The following is a 16,710-nucleotide window of genomic DNA, read 5'->3' on the forward strand; positions in this document are numbered from 1 at the left end:
CACCGCGGCCGGCCCGGGCTCGTCGTCAGACAGGCGGGGCTGGGGGCGGTGGCTTTCATCACCCGGTATCACCCGTCGTGCGGGTCAGGGACCGTGGCGTGGCGCGAACAAGCTGGCGTGATCGTTTGGTATGCAGAGCTGGCGGGTAGTTTGGCCATCAAAACTCTTGAACGAGTTGCCCAGTGTCGCTGGGTGGCCGGGTCCGGCATTTCTCTGCCGTCACTCTTGTTGACGCGCGCGGAAAACGTTGAATTATCTGCCAGATTCATCCAAAGGTCAAAAACTGAGGCCATTCAGCGTGAGGAGACGCCATGTCGGGCGCGCAGTTGGGCCATCAACTCCAGCGCCTGCCGACGGTCTTCGTCGGTGACGCTGCCGCCCGCGGGCGCGGCCTGGGCCCCCAGCCGCGACAAGCGCATCGCATTCACGGCGATGCTGAGGTCGCTTGCTGGGCTCTGTTCTTCGACGCCCAGCTCCTGGGCGGGTCGAGAAAGCTTAGAGGCGGCGCCTGCCAGCCCGTCGGCCTGCAACGCGGTTTCGACAGCCGCCCAAGGAGCCGCCCCGTGGTTCACCAGATAGCGTTCCAGCCACTGAATCAGCTCACCATGCACGCCGGGGAGGTCGTGCAGCAGCGCACGGTCCTCGTCGGCCAGTGTTTCCCACAGTTCGCTGTGTTGCAGCAGCAGGCGCACGGCGTTGTCGGTGGGAGTCGAGGGTGTGGCGCGTGGGCCGGCGGGGCGTTGCTCGTCGTCGCGACCCTTGCGTTTCCAGTCACCTTTGCCCTTCCACTCCCCTTTGGGCTTCCATTCGCCCTTGGGCTGCCAGCGTGGCTTCTCAGCGGGCGCTTCGGCCGGTGTGCCCGCTGATTCAGCGGCCGGCGGCGGTGCACCCAGCCACAGCGACTGGAGCTCGGCTTCGGGCATCTGGCCCTGGCGGGCGATTTCGCCCAGCAGCTGCCGGCGCAGCAGGCCCTCCGGCAGCAGGCTCCACAACGGCCGGGCCTGGTTGAGCATGCGGGCGCGGCCCTCGGGGGTGCCCAGGTCGCAGCCGTCGGCGGCCACGGTGGTGAGCTGGCGGGACAGCGGCACCGCGCCTTCGACACAGCGCTCGAACGCATCGGCGCCCAGGTCGCGCACGTAAGAGTCGGGGTCGTGCTCGGTGGGCAGGAACAGGAACTTGACGGTGCGCGTCTCGGTGGCGTGAGGCAGGGCGGCTTCCAGTGCGCGCACGGCGGCGCGGCGGCCGGCGGCGTCACCGTCGAAGCTGAAGACCACGGTTTCGGTATGACGAAACAGCTTGTGCACATGGTCGGCCGTGCAGGCCGTGCCCAGCGTGGCGACGGCGTTGCCGATGCCGTACTGGGCCAGCGCCACGACGTCCATATAGCCTTCGACAACCAGCGCATAGCCGCGCTGGCGCATCGCCTGCCGGCCCTCGAAGAGCCCGTACAGCTCCCGCCCCTTGTGGAACACCGGCGTCTCGGGCGAGTTCAGGTACTTGGGTTCGCCCTTGTCCAGCACGCGGCCACCGAAGCCGATGACCTCACCCTGCACATTGCGGATGGGGAACATCACGCGATCGCGGAAGCGGTCGTAGCGCTTCGCGTCCTGCCCCGGCTCGGCGTCGGGCGTGATGACGAGGCCGGATTCGACCAGCTGCGGGTCGTCGTAGGACGGAAAGCCGCTGGCCAGCGAGCGCCAGCCCTCGGGGGCGTATCCCAGGCCGAAGCGGGCGGCGATCTGGCCGGTCAGGCCGCGGCCCTTCAGATAGGCCACCGCACGGGGCGACTTGCGCAGTTGATCCTTGTAGAAGCCTGCCGCGCGGGCCAGCACGTCGGTCAGGCTCTGCTGCCTGGCCTTCTCGGCCTTGGCCTTCTCGCGCTGTTCCGGGCTGCGTTCGTCCTGCGGCACCACCATGCCGACCTGCTGGGCCAGGTCTTCCACGGCCTCGACGAAGGTCGCTGCCGTGTGCTCCATCAGGAAGCCGATGGCGTTGCCGTGCACGCCGCAGCCAAAGCAGTGGTAGGTCTGGCGGCTGGGGCTGACGATGAAGCTGGGCGATTTCTCGCCGTGGAAGGGGCACAGGCCCTTGTGGTTGATGCCGGCCTTCTTCAGATCGACATGGCGGCCCACCACCTCGACGATGTCGACGCGGGTCAGCAGATCATGGATGAAGCCTTGGGGGATCACCCCGCAAGTTTACGGACGCGCGTGGGTGGGCAGCCGCAACTGCGCGGTCCAGCCGCTGCGGCCGAAGGCCTGCATCCAGCCCGGTATGGCGGCCGGCGGCATGGCCGCGGCGATGCCGTTGCCCTGACCCAGTCGGCAGCCCAGCCGCAGCAGCTCGCGTGCGTGGGCCCGGCTTTCCACGCCCTTGGCCAGCACGGAGCAGCCGATGTTGCGCGCCAGGCCGATGACGCCCTCGACCAGCGACAGGTCCTGCGCGTCGCCCAGCATGCCTTGCACATAGCTGCGGTCCATCTTGAGCGTGTCGACCGGCAGTTGCTTCAGTGAAGTGAGGCGCGAATAGCCGGCGCCGAAATCGTCCAGCGCGATGCCCACGCCCAGGCTCAGGCAGCGCTGGATCAGCGCCTGAGTGGCGGCGGTCTCGGCCAGCGCGTCGGCCTCCAGCACGTCCAGGTGCAGCAAATGGGCCAGCTCGGGCGGCTGGCGCTGGATCAGCTCCTGCAGCCGCTGCGGGAAGTCGGGCTGGTTCAGCTGGCGCGCGGCGACGTTGACGCTGACCTGCAGCCCGCGCCCTTCGTTGAGGCCGCTGCGCTGCCACAGCGCGGCCTGGGTGAGCGCCTGCTCGATGACCCAGTCGCCGATCTGCACGGCCAGGCCGGAGTTCTCGCTGGCGGGCAGGAACAGCGCCGGCGTCAGCAGGCCGCGTTCGGGGTGCTGCCAGCGCAGCAGCGCTTCCACGCCCATGACCTGGCCGTTGCGCAGGTCCACCTGCGGCTGGTAGTGCAGCAGCAGTTCATCGCTGTCCAGCGCGCGCTGCAGCCGCGCCACGGCGATGAGGCCCACCTCGTCGCGCTGGTCCACGGTCGGATCGTGGAAGTGCACGGAGCCGCGCCCGGAGCGTTTGGCGCGGAACAGCGCGTGGCCCGCATGGCGCAGCAGCGTCTCGGGCGCGGCGTCGTCCTTGGGGTAGAGCGTGGCGCCCACGCTGGCGCCGATCTCCAGCGCCAGGCCGTCGCCGATACGGCTTTCGCGGATGGCCACCGGTGTGGACAGCACGGCCAGCAGGCGGTCGATGGCGCGCTGGGCCTCCTCGGGGGTCTGCACGCGCAGCAGCACGGCGAACTCGTCGCCATGCAGGCGGGCCAGGTGGTCGGACGTGTCGGGCCACGCACCGCGCGCGCCGCGCAGCGTGGCCTGCAGGCGTTCGCTGAGCTGGCGGATGATGGCGTCGGCCACCAGCTGGCCGTGCTCGGCGTTCACGCGGGCGAAGTCGTCCAGGTCGATGACGGCGACCACGAGCTTGAAATCGTCGCGGTTGGCGGCGGACATGGCCTGGGGCAGCAGGCGCATGAACTCGTCGCGGTTGGGCAGGCCGGTGGCCATGTCGTAGCGCTGGCTGCGGCGCAGCATCTCCTGCTGGCGCAGGCTCTCGCCCAGGTCGGTCAGGCTCAGCAAACGCCAGCGCGGTGCGATGCCGTCGGGCTCGGGTACAGCGCTGAGCCGCACCTGGAACACATGCCGGCCGCCGTCGTCCAGCTCCACCTGCAGGCGCCCGTTCCACGGCTCGCCACCGTTCAGATGGGTCTGCAGTTCGCCAGCCTCCAGGCCGCTGCGCTTCAGGTTGGCGCTGGCCAGCGGTGCGGCGATGCGGCCCACCAGCGTCTCGCGCGACGCGTGCATGATCTCGCAGTAGGCCGGGTTCACCTCCAGGATGCGCCAGTGGGCGTCAATGACGGCCAGGCCCTCGCCGGACTGCTGGAACAGCGTCGCCGACATGCGCTCGCGCTCCTCGGCCGTGTGGCGCCAGCTGACATCCGCCAGCGTCAGGATCAGGTTGCGCGCGTGGCCGCGCCGGTCGCGCTGCGGCACATGAGCCTGCAGTTCATGCCAGCGCCAGTCGCCGCCGTCGGCGGCGAGTCGCAGCGACAGGCTCAGCTGGTCGCGCGCCCTGCTGCCCAGCAGGTCTCGCAACGCGGCGCGCGCTGCTTCGCGATCGCGCGGGTGCGCGATGCGCACCCAGTCCAGCGGGCCGCTGCCTGCGGCCGCCGTCGGCTCCAGCGGCGTCGTCAGCGACAGCCAGCGTGCGGAGGCCTGGCGCCGGCCCTCAGGCAAACGCCATTCGGCCAGTGCCAATCCCTGCGCGTCCAGCGCGGCCCGCCAGGCGTCGCGTTCGCGCAGGTGGTGACGGCTGACGCCGATGATGGCCAGCGGCAGCATGGCCAGCAGCGCGCCGCAGCCGAAGTCCAGCGGCGTGCCTGCGGCCATCAGGGCCCACAGCACGAGCAGGCCCACGCCCAGCCGGGCGTTGTCACGCGGAGAGGCCTGCAGCGCGTGCAGGCACAGCAGCAGGTGTGGCAGCAGCAGCAAACCGCTGGCGGCGGGCCAGATCAGTGCCAGCTGCGCAAGAACGGCCGCGGTGGCCAGGCCGGGCGCTGTCCAGCGACTGCTGCGCCTGGGCCGCTGGGAACTGGCCTGCAAGGCCGTACCCACACTCACCAGGCCCAGCGCCCACGCGACGGCCAACGGCAGCGCGCCGCGCCAGCCCAGCCCCAGGCTCTGCAGCAGCACCGCCGCCGGCAGCGCGGTCAACAGCGGCGCGGCGACTCCGGCCAGCAGCCCGAAGCTGACGATCTCGCGGCGGCGTGCCAACTGGCCGCTCAGCCCCAGCCGCCGCAGCAGCCCGCGGCGCAACAGCAAGGCCAGCACCGGGAGCGCCAGCACGCTGAGCAGCGGCATGGCGGCCAGCAGCGCCGCCGGCCGGCCGGCCCATTGCGGCAGCAACGGCAGGCCGCAGCCCAGCAGTAGCCCGGCCATCGTCAAGGGCAGCACCCAGGCGCTGAGGCGCCACAGCGCGGCCAGGCCCAGGCCGCTGATCAGCAGCGGCAGCAGCAATTGGGCGGCCGGCAGCGCCTGGGCGGGTTGAGGCAGACGCAGCCAGATGGGCAGGGCAGGGCCGGCAAGGACCCAGGCAATCACCAGACCGCCGGCCAGCCCGGCCAGGCCGGCCAGGCCGACCCGACGCAGGCGCCGCCAGCCGCGTCGGTCATGGATGCGGGGCGGGCCGCCGGGTAGCGTGGAGGGGGGCGGGGTGTGGGTGGTCAGGCCGTGGGCGGCGGCGCGGGCATCCGGGCCGTCGCCGGCCCCCGAAAGCAAGTCCATGGCTCAACCGCGCCCGGCATTCTTTGTCAGGCGCGCGTGAGCCCACCCGCTGGTCGCGGAAGGGTGGCTGCTGGGCGTGACGAATGACATGCGCCCGAGTTTAGGCATGGAGATGCCACAAAAGAAAAGGGCCATCCCTCGGATGGCCCTGATTCGCGGGGCTGTGCGGCGAAGCCTCGCCAGCCGGTGCAAGGTATCAGACGGCGAAATCGGTCAGCTTGGCGCCGCCGCTGATGGCGGCCTTCAACCATTTGGGTTGCAGGCCGCGGCCGCTCCAGGTTTCGCCGGTGGCCTGGTTGCGATACTTGGCTGCTACCTTGGACACCTTGACTGGTTTGGGGGCGCGCACGCTGAGGTCGGCCACCGAAAGGCCATATTCGCTCATCAAGGTCTTGACCTTGGAAATGGCCTCGCTGCGCTCCCGCTCCTTGGTTTGATTGATCTGTTCATCCAGCGCGGCTCGCTGGGCCAGGAGTTCCTTCAGATTGGACATGCTGCTATTCCTCTTGCGATATGAGCGGGGAGACCTGGCGGCCTCGGAGTCGCTGCGAGGCCGGTTGGCCAAGAGTATCTCCGTGGTGCGAATTAAATCCTGGCGCCTGGAGTAATGCAAGAGTTTTCGTTGGCCGGCCGCTACGGGTTTCCATTCGGTTTGCCGGCAATTGGAATTGCCGAAGGATCCGGGTCCAGCGGCGCAGGTTGCCGCGCCGCCGTTGCCATGGGCGCGCAGGGTATTCGTGGTGAATTGCGCGCTGGCCCTATTTAATTGCTGGGCGGCACGTAGCCGGCCACCTGCTCGGCGCCGCCACCGAAGAAGAATTGGTCTGCCTGGCGCATCAGGTATTGGCGGGCGCGCAGGTCGGCGAGGTTCAGGCGGTTTTCATTGACCAGCATGGTCTGGTGCTTCATCCAGGCCGCCCAGGCCTCCTTGCTGACGCTTTCCCAAACCTTCTTGCCGAGTTCGGTGTGAACGGGATAGGGCGGGAAGTCCAGCCCTTCGGCTTCCTTCTTCAGATAGGCACATTGGACGGTGCGGGGCATGGCGGACTCCTGAAACACGAGAAAGGGAAAACGGCCGGCACTTTAGCTTGCCGGCCTTTGTGCAAGCCTGATGGGGGCTTAGTTGAACCTTTTGACCAGCACCTGCGAACGGCGGTCCCAGTTGTATTTGCGCTTGCGTTCCTCGGGCAGCCATTCGGGGTCGACCTGGCTGAAACCGCGCTTGATGAACCAGTGCATGGTGCGGGTGGTCAGCACGAAGATGCTGTCCAGCCCCATGGCCTTGGCGCGCTGCTCGATGCGCTTCAGCAGCCGGTCGCCGTCGCCCTGGCCCTGCACCTCGGCGGAGACCGTCAGCGCGGCCATCTCGGCGGTGCGGGCCTCCACATAGGGGTAGAGCGCCGCGCAGCCGAAGATGACGCCATCGTGTTCGATGACCGTGTACAGCTCGGCATCGCGCTCGATCTCCGTGCGGCTGCGCTTGACCAGCGTGCCGTCGGTCTCGAAGGGTTCGATGAGCTTGATGATGCCGGCCACATCGTCGGAGCTGGCCTCGCGCAGGCTTTCCAGCTTCTCGTCGACGACCATGGTGCCGATGCCGTCGTGGGTGTAGACCTCCTGCAGCAACGCGCCATCCACGGCAAACGGGATGATGTGCGAGCGCTCCACGCCGGCGCGGCAGGCCTCGGCGCAGCGGCGCAGGTAGAAGGCCACGTCGGTGGGTTCCGGCGCCGGGCCGGCCTGCGCGACCATGCGCTCGGCATCGGCCAGCGCCAGTTCGGTGTCGATGGCGCTGTCGGGGTCCTTGGGGTCCTCGGGCACGCCCGGCACCTCGCAGACGAACAGCAGCTTGTCGGCTTGCAGCGCGATGGCGGTGGATGTGGCGACGTCCTCCATCGACAGGTTGAAGGCTTCGCCGGTGGGCGAGAACCCGAACGGCGACAGGAGCACGATGGCACCGATGTCGATGGCGCGCTGGATGGCGGCGCCGTCGACCTTGCGCACCAGGCCGGAATGCTGGAAGTCCACGCCGTCGACGATGCCGACCGGCCGGGCGGTCAGGAAATTGCCGGACACCACGCGCACGGTGGCATTGGCCATGGGCGTGTTGGGCAGGCCCTGGCTGAACGCGGCCTCGATCTCGAAGCGCAGCTGACCGGCGGCTTCCTGGGCGCAGTCCAGCGCGATGGCGTCGGTGACGCGCATGCCGTGGCTGAAGCGCGGCGTCTGGCCCTTGGCGGCCAGCTGTTCATTGACCTGGGGCCGGAAACCGTGCACCAGCACGATCTTGATGCCCATCGCGTGCAGGATGGCCAGGTCCTGCACGAAGGCGTTCAGCTTGCCGGCCGCAATCAGCTCACCCGGCATGCCCACGACAAAGGTCTCGCCGCGGTAGGCGTGGATGTAGGGCGCCACGGAGCGGAACCACGGCACGAAGGTGTGAGGGAAGACAAGACCGGTCATGGGTCGGAATTGTGCGGCCTGACGAGAGTCACTTGACGTTGCCGGATGCGCTGCCGACGATCCCTGCTCCTCAACCGGAGACCGCGATGAAGGAATACCAAGACGTCTACATGACCCCCGGCGCCTTCAGCTGGAACGAACTGTCCAGCCCCGACCCCAAGAAGTCGTGTGAGTTCTACGGCACGCTGTTCGGCTGGAGCTTCGACACGATGAACTTGGGTCAGGGCGATTACCACGTCGTCAAGGTCGGCGAGGTGGCGGTGGGCGGCGTCATGAGCCAGCAGCAGCCCGGGCCGGCGACGTGGGGCGCCTATGTGACTGTCGAGAACTGCGACGCCACCGTCGACAAGGCCAAGGGCTTGGGCGCGGTCGTCTGCGCCGGGCCGTTCGACATTCCGAGCATTGGCCGCATGGCCGTGCTGCAGGACCCGCAAGGGGCCGTGATCCAGGTCATCAGCTACTTCCCCAGAACCGAATAGGCGCTTGCGGGACAATCCCGCCCCAATGAGTTCCGAACGTACAGAGAGCCGGTTGCCTCAACCGGCTCTTTCCATTTCCTTCCCTGAAAGCCTGCCGGTCTCGTCGCGCCGCGACGAAATCATGCAGGCGCTGGCCGCGCACCAGGTCGTCATCGTCTGCGGCGAGACCGGCTCGGGCAAGACGACGCAGCTGCCCAAGATCGCGCTCGCGATGGGCCGTGGGCGGCTGAACGGCGGCGGCCTGATCGGCCACACGCAGCCGCGCCGCATCGCCGCCAGCAGCGTGGCCAAGCGCATCGCCGAGGAGCTGAAGACGCCGCTGGGCGAGGTGGTGGGCTACAAGGTGCGCTTCCAGGACCGGCTGTCCAAGGGGGCGTCGGTCAAGCTGATGACGGACGGCATCCTGCTGGCCGAAACTCAGAGCGACCCGCTGCTGAAGGCCTACGACACGCTGATCATCGACGAGGCCCACGAGCGCAGCCTCAACATCGACTTCCTGCTGGGCTATCTGCGCGAGCTGCTGCCGCGTCGGCCGGACCTGAAGATCATCGTCACGTCGGCCACCATCGACGCGGACCGCTTCGCCAAGCACTTTGAATCGGCCAAGGGTCCGGCGCCGGTGCTGATGGTGTCGGGGCGTCTGTTCCCGGTCGAGCAGCGCTACCGCCCGTTCGAGGAAAGCCGCGAGTACGACCTCAACAACGCGATCTGCGACGCCGTGGACGAGCTGTGGCGCGAGGGCGGCGGCGATGTGCTCGTCTTCCTGCCCGGCGAGCGCGAGATCCGCGAGGCGGCCGAGGCGCTGCGCAAGCACCACCCGCCGGGCGTGGACATCCTGCCGCTGTTCTCGCGCCTGTCCGAGGCGGAGCAGAACAAGGTGTTCGAGCCGCACGGCGCGCGGCGCATCGTGCTTGCCACCAACGTGGCCGAGACGTCGCTGACGGTGCCGGGCATCCGCTACGTCATCGACCCGGGCCTGGCGCGCGTGAAGCGCTACAGCTACCGCAACAAGGTCGAGCAGCTGCTGATCGAGAACATCAGCCAGGCCGCGGCCAACCAGCGCGCCGGGCGCTGTGGCCGGGTGTCCAACGGCATCTGCGTGCGGCTGTACTCCGAGAAGGAATTCAACGAGCGGCCGAAGTTCACTGACCCGGAAATCCTGCGGTCCAGCCTGGCCGGCGTCATCCTGCGCATGAAGTCGCTGCACCTGGGCGACGTGGAGCGCTTCCCCTTCCTGGAGGCGCCGCGGCCCAAGGCGATTGCCGACGGCTACCAGCTGCTCAACGAACTGGGCGCGACCGATGACGCCAACGAGCTGACGCCGCTGGGCAAGGAGCTGTCGCGCCTGCCGCTGGACCCGCGCGTGGGCCGCATGATCCTGGAGGCCCGCACGCGCGACGCGCTGACGGAGGTGCTGGTCATCGCGTCGGCGCTGTCGGGCCAGGACGTGCGCGACCGTCCGCAGGAAGCCGCCCAGGCCGCCGACGAAAAGCACAAGAAGTTCGACGACGAGAAGTCGGAGTTCATGGGCTACCTGAAGCTGTGGAAATGGCTGGGCGAGTCCAAAGGCGGCGAAGGCCAGCACAAGCTGTCGCACCGCAAGCAGGAGCAGCTGCTGCGCGAGAACTTCGTCAGCCCGCGCCGCGTGCGGGAATGGCGCGACGTGCATTCGCAGCTGCAGACGGTCGTCACCGAGCACGGCTGGCGGCTGAACCAGAGTGACGCGACCTACGAGCAGATCCACCTGTCCATGCTCGCCGGCCTGCTGGGCAACATCGGCCAGAAGAGCGACGACGAGGACTGGTACCTCGGCGCGCGCGGCATCAAGTTCTACCGCCATCCGGGCGCGCACCTCAGCAAGAAGCCGGGCCGCTGGATCGTCGCGGCCGAGCTGGTGGACACCTCGCGGCTGTACGGCCGGGGCCTGGCCAACATCGAGCCGCAGTGGCTGCCGCCCATCGCTGGCCATTTGATCAAGACGCAGCTGCTGGAGCCGCACTGGGAGAAGAAGGCGGCGGAAGTCGTCGCGCTGGAGCGGGCGACGCTGTACGGCATCGTGCTCTACAGCAACAAGCGCGTGAACTTCGGCCGCGTGGACGCCAAGGCCGCGCGCGAGATCTTCATCCGCGAGGGGCTGGTCAACGACGAGCTGCCGGAGGACCTCGTCCGCCAGCTGCCGTTCATCGGCCACAACCGCCGGCAGATCAGCAAGGTGGAGGCGCTGGAGCACAAGTCGCGCCGCCAGGACGTGCTGGTGGACGACGAGCTGATTTACGCCTTCTACGACGACAAGCTGCCGCCCCACGTGTTCAGCGGCGCGACGCTGCTGAAGTGGTGGCGCGAGGCCAGCAAGGGCAACGACAAGCTGCTGCAGCTGAGCCAGGACGAGCTGATGCGTCACGAGGCATCGGGCGTCACCAGCGAGGCGTTTCCGAAGGTCATCCGCCTGGGCGGCGTGGACTGCGCGGCGACCTATCTGCACCAGCCCGGCGACCCGCGTGACGGGCTGACGGTGACCGTGCCCATCTTTGCGCTGAACCAGGTCAGCGAGGAACGTGCCGAATGGCTGGTGCCCGGCATGCTGGCCGCCAAGGTCACGGCGCTGCTGAAGAGCCTGCACCAGAAGCCACGCGCGCGGCTGACGCCGCTGCCCGACTTCGTCGCCGAGTTCATCGAGCTGCAGCCGTTCTGCCAGGGTGGCCTGGTGGACACGCTGCTGCGCGCCGTGAAGGACCGCAGCCAGATCGCCGTGCAGCGCAACGACTTCAAGCTGGAGCAACTGGCGCCGCACCTGTTCATGAACTTCCGCGTCGTGGACGAGCATGGTCGCCAGTTGGGCCAGGGCCGCCAGCTCGCCGCGCTGAAGGCGGAGCTGGGGGGGCAGGCGCGTTCGGCCTTCCAGGCGCTGGCGGCGTTGAAGCTGCCGACGCAGGAAGAAGCGCCCAAGCCCGCGCCGGCCCCGGTGGCGGGGAAGGGCATCCGCGCCGAAGTCGTCGCGAAGAAGCCGGAGCCTGCGCGCGACGCCAGCCAGGCCTACACGGACTGGACCTTCGGCGAGCTGCCCGAGCTGCTGGAAGTGCGCAAGGGCGGCCAGATGCTGATCGGCTTCCCGGCGCTGATCGACAAGGGCAACCACGTCGAGATCGAAGTCTTCGACGAGCCCGAGGTGGCCGCCGCGAAACATCGTGCCGGTCTGCGCCGGCTGATCGCGCTGCAGCTGAAGGAGCCTTTGAAGTTCCTCGAAAAGAACATTCCCGACCTGCAGCGCATGTCGGTGCTGTTCATGGGCCTGGGCACGGCCGAGGAGCTGCGTGACCAGATCATCGGTGTCGCGCTGGACCGCGCCTTCCTGGGCGACCCGCTGCCCACCGACGCCACGGCCTTCAAGAAGCGCATCGAGGAAGGCCGCAGCCGCCTCAACCTGATCGCGCAGGAAGTGGCGCGCGCCGTGCACGCCGTGCTGCAGGAGCTGGCCAACGCCACCCGCAAGCTGAAGGACTCGCGCCCGGCCAAGGACGTGGGCGACGACATCACTGCGCAGTTGCAGCGGCTGGTGCCCAAGCGCTTCGCCATCGACACGCCGTGGGCGCAGCTGCAGCACCTGCCGCGCTACCTGAAGGCCATCACGGCACGGTTGGACAAGCTCCGTGCAGATGCCGCCCGGGATGCCAAGCTGATGGGCGAGGTCAAGCCGCTGGAGCAGCGCTACACGCGCCGCCTGGCCGAGCTGAAGGGCGTGAAGGACCCGCGGCTGGACGACTTCCGCTGGCAGCTTGAGGAGTTGCGCGTCAGCCTGTTTGCGCAGGAGCTGCGCACGCCCCAGCCGGTCAGCGTGAAGCGGCTGGACAAAGTTTGGAGTCAGCTGACAAGCTGAGCCAAGCTTTGCGGTGCACACTCATTCGCCGCAGGCAAGTGACGTCGTAGCCACAAAGTTTGGAGCCCGCTGAGCGGGGCCGCAGCAGATCGCGGCTGCGGCTGACACAACGCCGCTGCGCCGGGGCGTAAAAGCTGCCCAGGCCCCATGTGCGAAGCGTGAGCTGATGCACACAAGGCTTGGTTTGTGGCTGGATGAGAGGAAATCCGCCGCATTTCGACGCTTGGCTGCAAGCTCGGCGCATCTAGCCTGGAGTCCAATGCCGGAACACCGTCTGTTACAGCTTGCCCGCGTCCACTGTGCCCGATACCCCAGCCGCCGCCCAACCGACACCGCTGCGTAGCTTCGGCCGCTTCGAGCTGCGAGCTCTGCTGTCCAAGAGCGCCCGCAGCCTGGTCTGGCGCGTGTTAGACAGCCGCCACGGCCAGGAGCTGATGCTGTGCATGCCGCGCGAAAAGCCCAACAGCGCCGCGGCGCTGGAGCACTGGCTGCGCATGGCGCAGGCCGGCGAGCGCGTGCAGCATCCCAACCTGGCGCCGGTGTTCGAGATCGGCCAGGTCGAGAACTGGCCCTACGTGGCCTACGACCGCGCGTTGGGCGAGACGCTGGACGAGCGCCTGGCCCGCCAGGCCGCGCCGCTGCCGCTGGACGCTGCCGGCTGGGTGGCGCAGTTGCTGGAAGGCCTGGCCTTCGCGCACGAGGCCGGCCATGCCCACCGCGACATCCAGACGACCAGCCTCATCATCGACGCCAACGACAAGGTGCGCCTCATCGGCCTGGAAGTGGCCCAGGAGGTGTTCCCGGCAAACGTCGACTTCAACGCCGTCACGCGCCGCGCCGTGCGCGAGTCAGCGGAGGAAGACGTGCTGTGCGTGGGCCTGCTGCTGAACCGCATCCTCAGCGGCAAGCCCGTGCTGGAGGAGAACGACCTGCAGCATGTGGTTCAGCAGATGCAGCCCATAGGCCGCGAGATGGTGCGGCTGGGCTGGGAGACGCCACACCCCATTCCCGACCCGCTGCGCGCCATTGCCAACCGCGCGACCGACCGCCAGGCCCGCCAGCGCTACCACCTGGCGCGCAGCTTCTGGCGCGCGCTGGATGGCTGGCGCCAGGCCGCCGCGCAGGACAACGGCGGCCCCATCGTGCTGCTGCTGGACAAGCTGCAGCGCGCCGGCCACCTGCCCACCACCACCACCGGCATGCACCGCTTCACGGGCGGCTCGGGCCTGGAGTCCCAGCACGCCAGTGCCTTGTCGGAGCTGGTGCTGAAGGACATGGCGCTCAGCCTGGAGCTGGTGCGCCGCGTCAACAACGCACTCAAGCTCAGCGGCCACGTCGGCGAGACGGTGCTGAACATCCAGCGCGCGATCCAGATGATCGGCCTGGACGGCCTGCAGCTGGCCGCCAATGCGCTCAAGCCCTGGCCCGGTCCGCTGCAGCCGGTGGCCGCCGAGATGCTGCGCCAGCTGATGGCGCGCGTGACCAAGGCCTGCCAGGTCGCGCAGTCGCTGCGTCCGGCCGGCTACGACGGCGAGGTGGTGCACCTCATCACGCTGATGCAGAACCTGGGCCGGCTGCTGCTGCAGTACCACTTCCCGGACGACGCGCAGCAGATCCGCCAGCTGATGGTGCCGCCCGAGCCTACCGAGGAAATGCCCAACCCGCCGGCCATGAGCGAGCAGGCCGCCGCCTATGCGGTGCTGGGCTGCGACCTGGATGCGCTGGGCGCCGCCGTGGCCCGCCATTGGGGGCTGGGCGACGAATTGATGCAGATGATCCGCCGCCAGCCGCTGGACGGTGCCGTGCATCCGCCGCGCAGCGATGCCGACACGCTGCGCCTGACCAGCAGCCTGGCCAACGAACTGATGGACGCGTTGGCGCTGCCCGAAGCCAAGCGCCGCCCCGGCGTGGAGGCCGCCACGCGCCGCTACGCCAAGGCCTTGGGCCTGGGCCTGCGTGAAGTGATGGAGGCGCTCAACCCGGGCGCGCACAAGCCCGGCCAGGCCGCCCCGGCGCCTGCATCGCCCGCCGCCGCCGCGCCGGGCAGCTCGCTGCGCGAACGCCTGGCTGCCCGTGGCAACTCCTGATGCGGCAGGCCATGGCTGACATCCCGCCCCAACTCGGCCGCTTCAAGCTGCTTCAGCAGCTGGGCGAGGGCGCCCAGGCCACGGTCTGGCTGGCCCACGACCCGCTGCTGGACCGCGAGGTGGCCGTCAAACTGCTGAAGCCGCAGGCCATAGACGCCAGCGAGCCCGGCACCGTCGACGAATGGCTGCATGAGGCGCGCGCCGTGTCGCGGCTGACGCATCCCAACATCGTGCCGGTGTTCGAGGCCGACACGCAGGGCGGGCGTTCCTACCTGGTGTTCGAGTACGTCGGCGGCGGCACGCTGAGCCAGCGCCTGCGCGCCGGCCCCAAGCTGAGCGCCGCCGAGACCGTCACGCTGCTGCTGGGCGTGCTGGACGGCCTGACCGCCGCGCATGCCGCCGGCCTGGTGCACCGTGACCTCAAGCCCAGCAACATCCTGCTGGACGCCACCGGCCGCGCGCGCGTGATGGACTTCGGCATCGCGGCCCGCGTGTCGCCGGCCGCCAACGCGCCGGCACGCATCGTCGGCACGCCCGGCTACATCTCGCCCGAGGCCGCGCGAGGCGCGCCGGCGCATCCGCAGATGGACGTGTTCGCCGCCGCGGTGATGCTGGCCGAGATGCTGAGCGGCCAGCGCCTGAACCACGACCCCGACCCCTGGCGCGCCATCCAGCGCGTGCAGAGCACCGACCTGGTCTTGCCCTCGGGCCTGGACGGCGGCGTGGACGACGCGCTGCGCGCCATCGTGCAGCGTGGCCTGGCGCGCGAGCCGTCGGCCCGCTGGCCCAGCGCGCAGGCCATGCGCGACGCGCTGGCCGGTTGGCTGCGGCCCGTCAGTGAGCCCGACGCCGAAGCGCAGGACGCGCCGGTGCTGGACTTCCTGCTGCGGCGCATGCGCCACAAGAGCGACTTCCCGGCGCTGTCCGATTCCATCGGTCGCATTCAGCGGCTGACGCAGTCCGAGAACGAGAGCCTGGCCAGCCTGTCCAACGAGATCCTGACCGACGTGGCGCTGACGCAGAAGCTGCTGCGTTTGGTCAACACGGCGGCCTACCGGCACACGGGCGGCGGAGGCATCAGCACCGTGTCGCGCGCGGTCGCGCTGATCGGCTTTGCCGGCATCCGCAACCTGGCGCTCAGCCTCGTGCTGCTGGAGCGCATGGAGAACAAGGGCCATGCGCAGCGGCTGCGCGAGGACTTCCTGCGTTCGCTGATGGCAGCCTCGCTGGCCCGCGAGCTGTGCAGCAACCAGCGCGAGGCCGAAGAGGCTTTCCTCGGCGCGATGCTGCACTACCTCGGCCGTACGCTGACCGAGTTCTACTTCCCCGAAGAGGCCGACGCGGTGCGCCGCCTTGTCAGCCCCGCGGGCGACGGCGCCGCGCCGATCAGCGAGGCCACCGCTTCGGCACAGGTGCTGGGCATGAGCTACGAGGCGCTGGGCCTGGGCGTGGCCCGCCAATGGGGCCTGCCCGACACCCTCCAGCGCGCCATGCGCCGGCCCATCGGCGAGCCGCCCACCAAGCTGATTGATGACGGCGGCGAACGCCAGCGCTGGCTGGCCCGTGCGGCCAACGACATGGCCGACGTCATCCTGCACACGCCGCCCGAGCAGGCGCATGCCAAGCTGAAGGCGCTGGCCCAGCGTCATGCGCGCTCGCTGGGCATCAACGCCGACACCTTCGAGCAGGCCGCCGACACCGCGCGCCAGCACCTCGCGCAGATGACGCAGGCGCTGGAGCTGCACTTGCCGCAGAACTCGCGCGCACAGCGCCTGCTGGCACCGCTGACGCCGTCCGTGCACGACTCGCTGACCGCACATGAACTGGCGCGCACGCAGGTGCTGGAGCGCCCCGCCGCTGCTGGCGCACAGCCCGAAGCGGTGCAGGCCAGCCAGCTGCTGGCGGCCGGCATCCAGGAGATCACCGACGCGATGGTCAACGGCGCGCAGCTCAATGGCGTGCTGCGCATGATCCTGGAGACCATCTACCGGGCCCTGGGCCTGCGCCGTGTCGTGTTCTGCCTGCGCGATGCGCGTGGCCAGGTGCTGACGGGGCGTCTCGGCGTGGGCACGGACGTCGAGCGGCTTCAGACGCAGGTGCGCGTCGACCTGACCTGCCAGCCACCCGACCTGATGGCGGCGGTCTGCCTGAAGGGCATGGACACGCTGATCCAGGATGCGCGCGCCGCCAACATCGCCGCGCGTCTGCCAGGCTGGTTCAAGGGCGAGCTGCAGGCGCAGAGTTTTCTGCTGCTGCCGCTGATGCTGAAGGGCGCGCCGCTGGGTCTCATCTATGCAGACCATGCCGACGCCGGCGCCGTTCAGCTGGGCGAGAAGGAACTCTCGCTGCTGCGCACGCTGCGCAACCAGGCCGTGATGGCCTTCCGCCAGGCGAGTGGCTGAAGCCCCTCGCCCGGCCGCGCCCCGCTGAACGCGGTGCGTCCGGTCGGTCTTGCAGACCGC

General features: G+C 69.2%; 9 protein-coding genes. 4 read left to right on the top strand and 5 right to left on the bottom strand.

Annotated features, from left to right (window positions below; translation table 11 throughout):
• Window positions 1-293: 293 nt before the first annotated feature.
• From dnaG to argA, 5 genes are all read right to left on the bottom strand, one after another.
• On the bottom strand, window positions 294-2,189 hold the full coding sequence (gene dnaG / locus J2X21_RS03280) for a DNA primase (protein WP_310324803.1): 1,896 nt from the start codon (window positions 2,187-2,189) through the stop codon (window positions 294-296).
• 9 nt (window positions 2,190-2,198) lie between these two features.
• Complete coding sequence (locus J2X21_RS03285) at window positions 2,199-5,345, bottom strand: putative bifunctional diguanylate cyclase/phosphodiesterase (protein WP_310324806.1); 3,147 nt, start codon at window positions 5,343-5,345, stop codon at window positions 2,199-2,201.
• A 196-nt stretch (window positions 5,346-5,541) separates the two neighbouring features.
• Window positions 5,542-5,838 (bottom strand): H-NS histone family protein, encoded by a 297-nt coding sequence (locus J2X21_RS03290; protein WP_310324809.1) that lies wholly within the window; start codon window positions 5,836-5,838, stop codon window positions 5,542-5,544.
• A gap of 269 nt (window positions 5,839-6,107) precedes the next feature.
• Window positions 6,108-6,386, bottom strand: a complete 279-nt coding sequence (locus J2X21_RS03295) for an oxidative damage protection protein (RefSeq protein WP_310324812.1) — start codon at window positions 6,384-6,386, stop codon at window positions 6,108-6,110.
• Between the two features lie 78 nt (window positions 6,387-6,464).
• Window positions 6,465-7,808, bottom strand: a complete 1,344-nt coding sequence (argA, locus tag J2X21_RS03300; RefSeq protein WP_310324814.1) for an amino-acid N-acetyltransferase — start codon at window positions 7,806-7,808, stop codon at window positions 6,465-6,467.
• A gap of 86 nt (window positions 7,809-7,894) precedes the next feature.
• On the opposite strand from argA, the gene J2X21_RS03305 reads away from it, so the two are divergent.
• The 4 genes from J2X21_RS03305 (at window position 7,895) to J2X21_RS03320 (ending at window position 16,650) form a co-directional block, all read left to right on the top strand.
• The gene (locus J2X21_RS03305) at window positions 7,895-8,287 is read left to right on the top strand and encodes a VOC family protein (protein WP_310324816.1); all 393 of its coding nucleotides are present in this window, start codon (window positions 7,895-7,897) and stop codon (window positions 8,285-8,287) included.
• A 25-nt stretch (window positions 8,288-8,312) separates the two neighbouring features.
• Window positions 8,313-12,161 (top strand): ATP-dependent RNA helicase HrpA, encoded by a 3,849-nt coding sequence (hrpA, locus tag J2X21_RS03310; RefSeq protein WP_310324818.1) that lies wholly within the window; start codon window positions 8,313-8,315, stop codon window positions 12,159-12,161.
• 299 nt (window positions 12,162-12,460) lie between these two features.
• Window positions 12,461-14,248, top strand: coding sequence for an HDOD domain-containing protein (locus J2X21_RS03315; protein ID WP_310324822.1), 1,788 nt, complete (start codon window positions 12,461-12,463; stop codon window positions 14,246-14,248).
• An 11-nt stretch (window positions 14,249-14,259) separates the two neighbouring features.
• The gene (locus J2X21_RS03320) at window positions 14,260-16,650 is read left to right on the top strand and encodes a protein kinase domain-containing protein (protein WP_310324824.1); all 2,391 of its coding nucleotides are present in this window, start codon (window positions 14,260-14,262) and stop codon (window positions 16,648-16,650) included.
• Window positions 16,651-16,710 lie beyond the last annotated feature (60 nt).

The sequence above is a fragment of the Roseateles asaccharophilus genome (genome assembly GCF_031458115.1).
In the GTDB taxonomy this organism is placed as follows: Bacteria; Pseudomonadota; Gammaproteobacteria; order Burkholderiales; family Burkholderiaceae_C; genus Pelomonas; species Pelomonas asaccharophilus_A.

What these genes read in the sequence shown, in the direction of transcription:
- J2X21_RS03285 (WP_310324806.1), bottom strand. Translation starts at nt 5,345, where the DNA reads ATGGACTTGCTTTCGGGGGCCGGCGACGGCCCGGATGCCCGCGCCGCC.
- J2X21_RS03290 (WP_310324809.1), bottom strand. Translation starts at nt 5,838, where the DNA reads ATGTCCAATCTGAAGGAACTCCTGGCCCAGCGAGCCGCGCTGGATGAA.
- J2X21_RS03295 (WP_310324812.1), bottom strand. Translation starts at nt 6,386, where the DNA reads ATGCCCCGCACCGTCCAATGTGCCTATCTGAAGAAGGAAGCCGAAGGG.
- argA (WP_310324814.1), bottom strand. Translation starts at nt 7,808, where the DNA reads ATGACCGGTCTTGTCTTCCCTCACACCTTCGTGCCGTGGTTCCGCTCC.
- J2X21_RS03305 (WP_310324816.1), top strand. Translation starts at nt 7,895, where the DNA reads ATGAAGGAATACCAAGACGTCTACATGACCCCCGGCGCCTTCAGCTGG.
- hrpA (WP_310324818.1), top strand. Translation starts at nt 8,313, where the DNA reads ATGAGTTCCGAACGTACAGAGAGCCGGTTGCCTCAACCGGCTCTTTCC.
- J2X21_RS03320 (WP_310324824.1), top strand. Translation starts at nt 14,260, where the DNA reads ATGGCTGACATCCCGCCCCAACTCGGCCGCTTCAAGCTGCTTCAGCAG.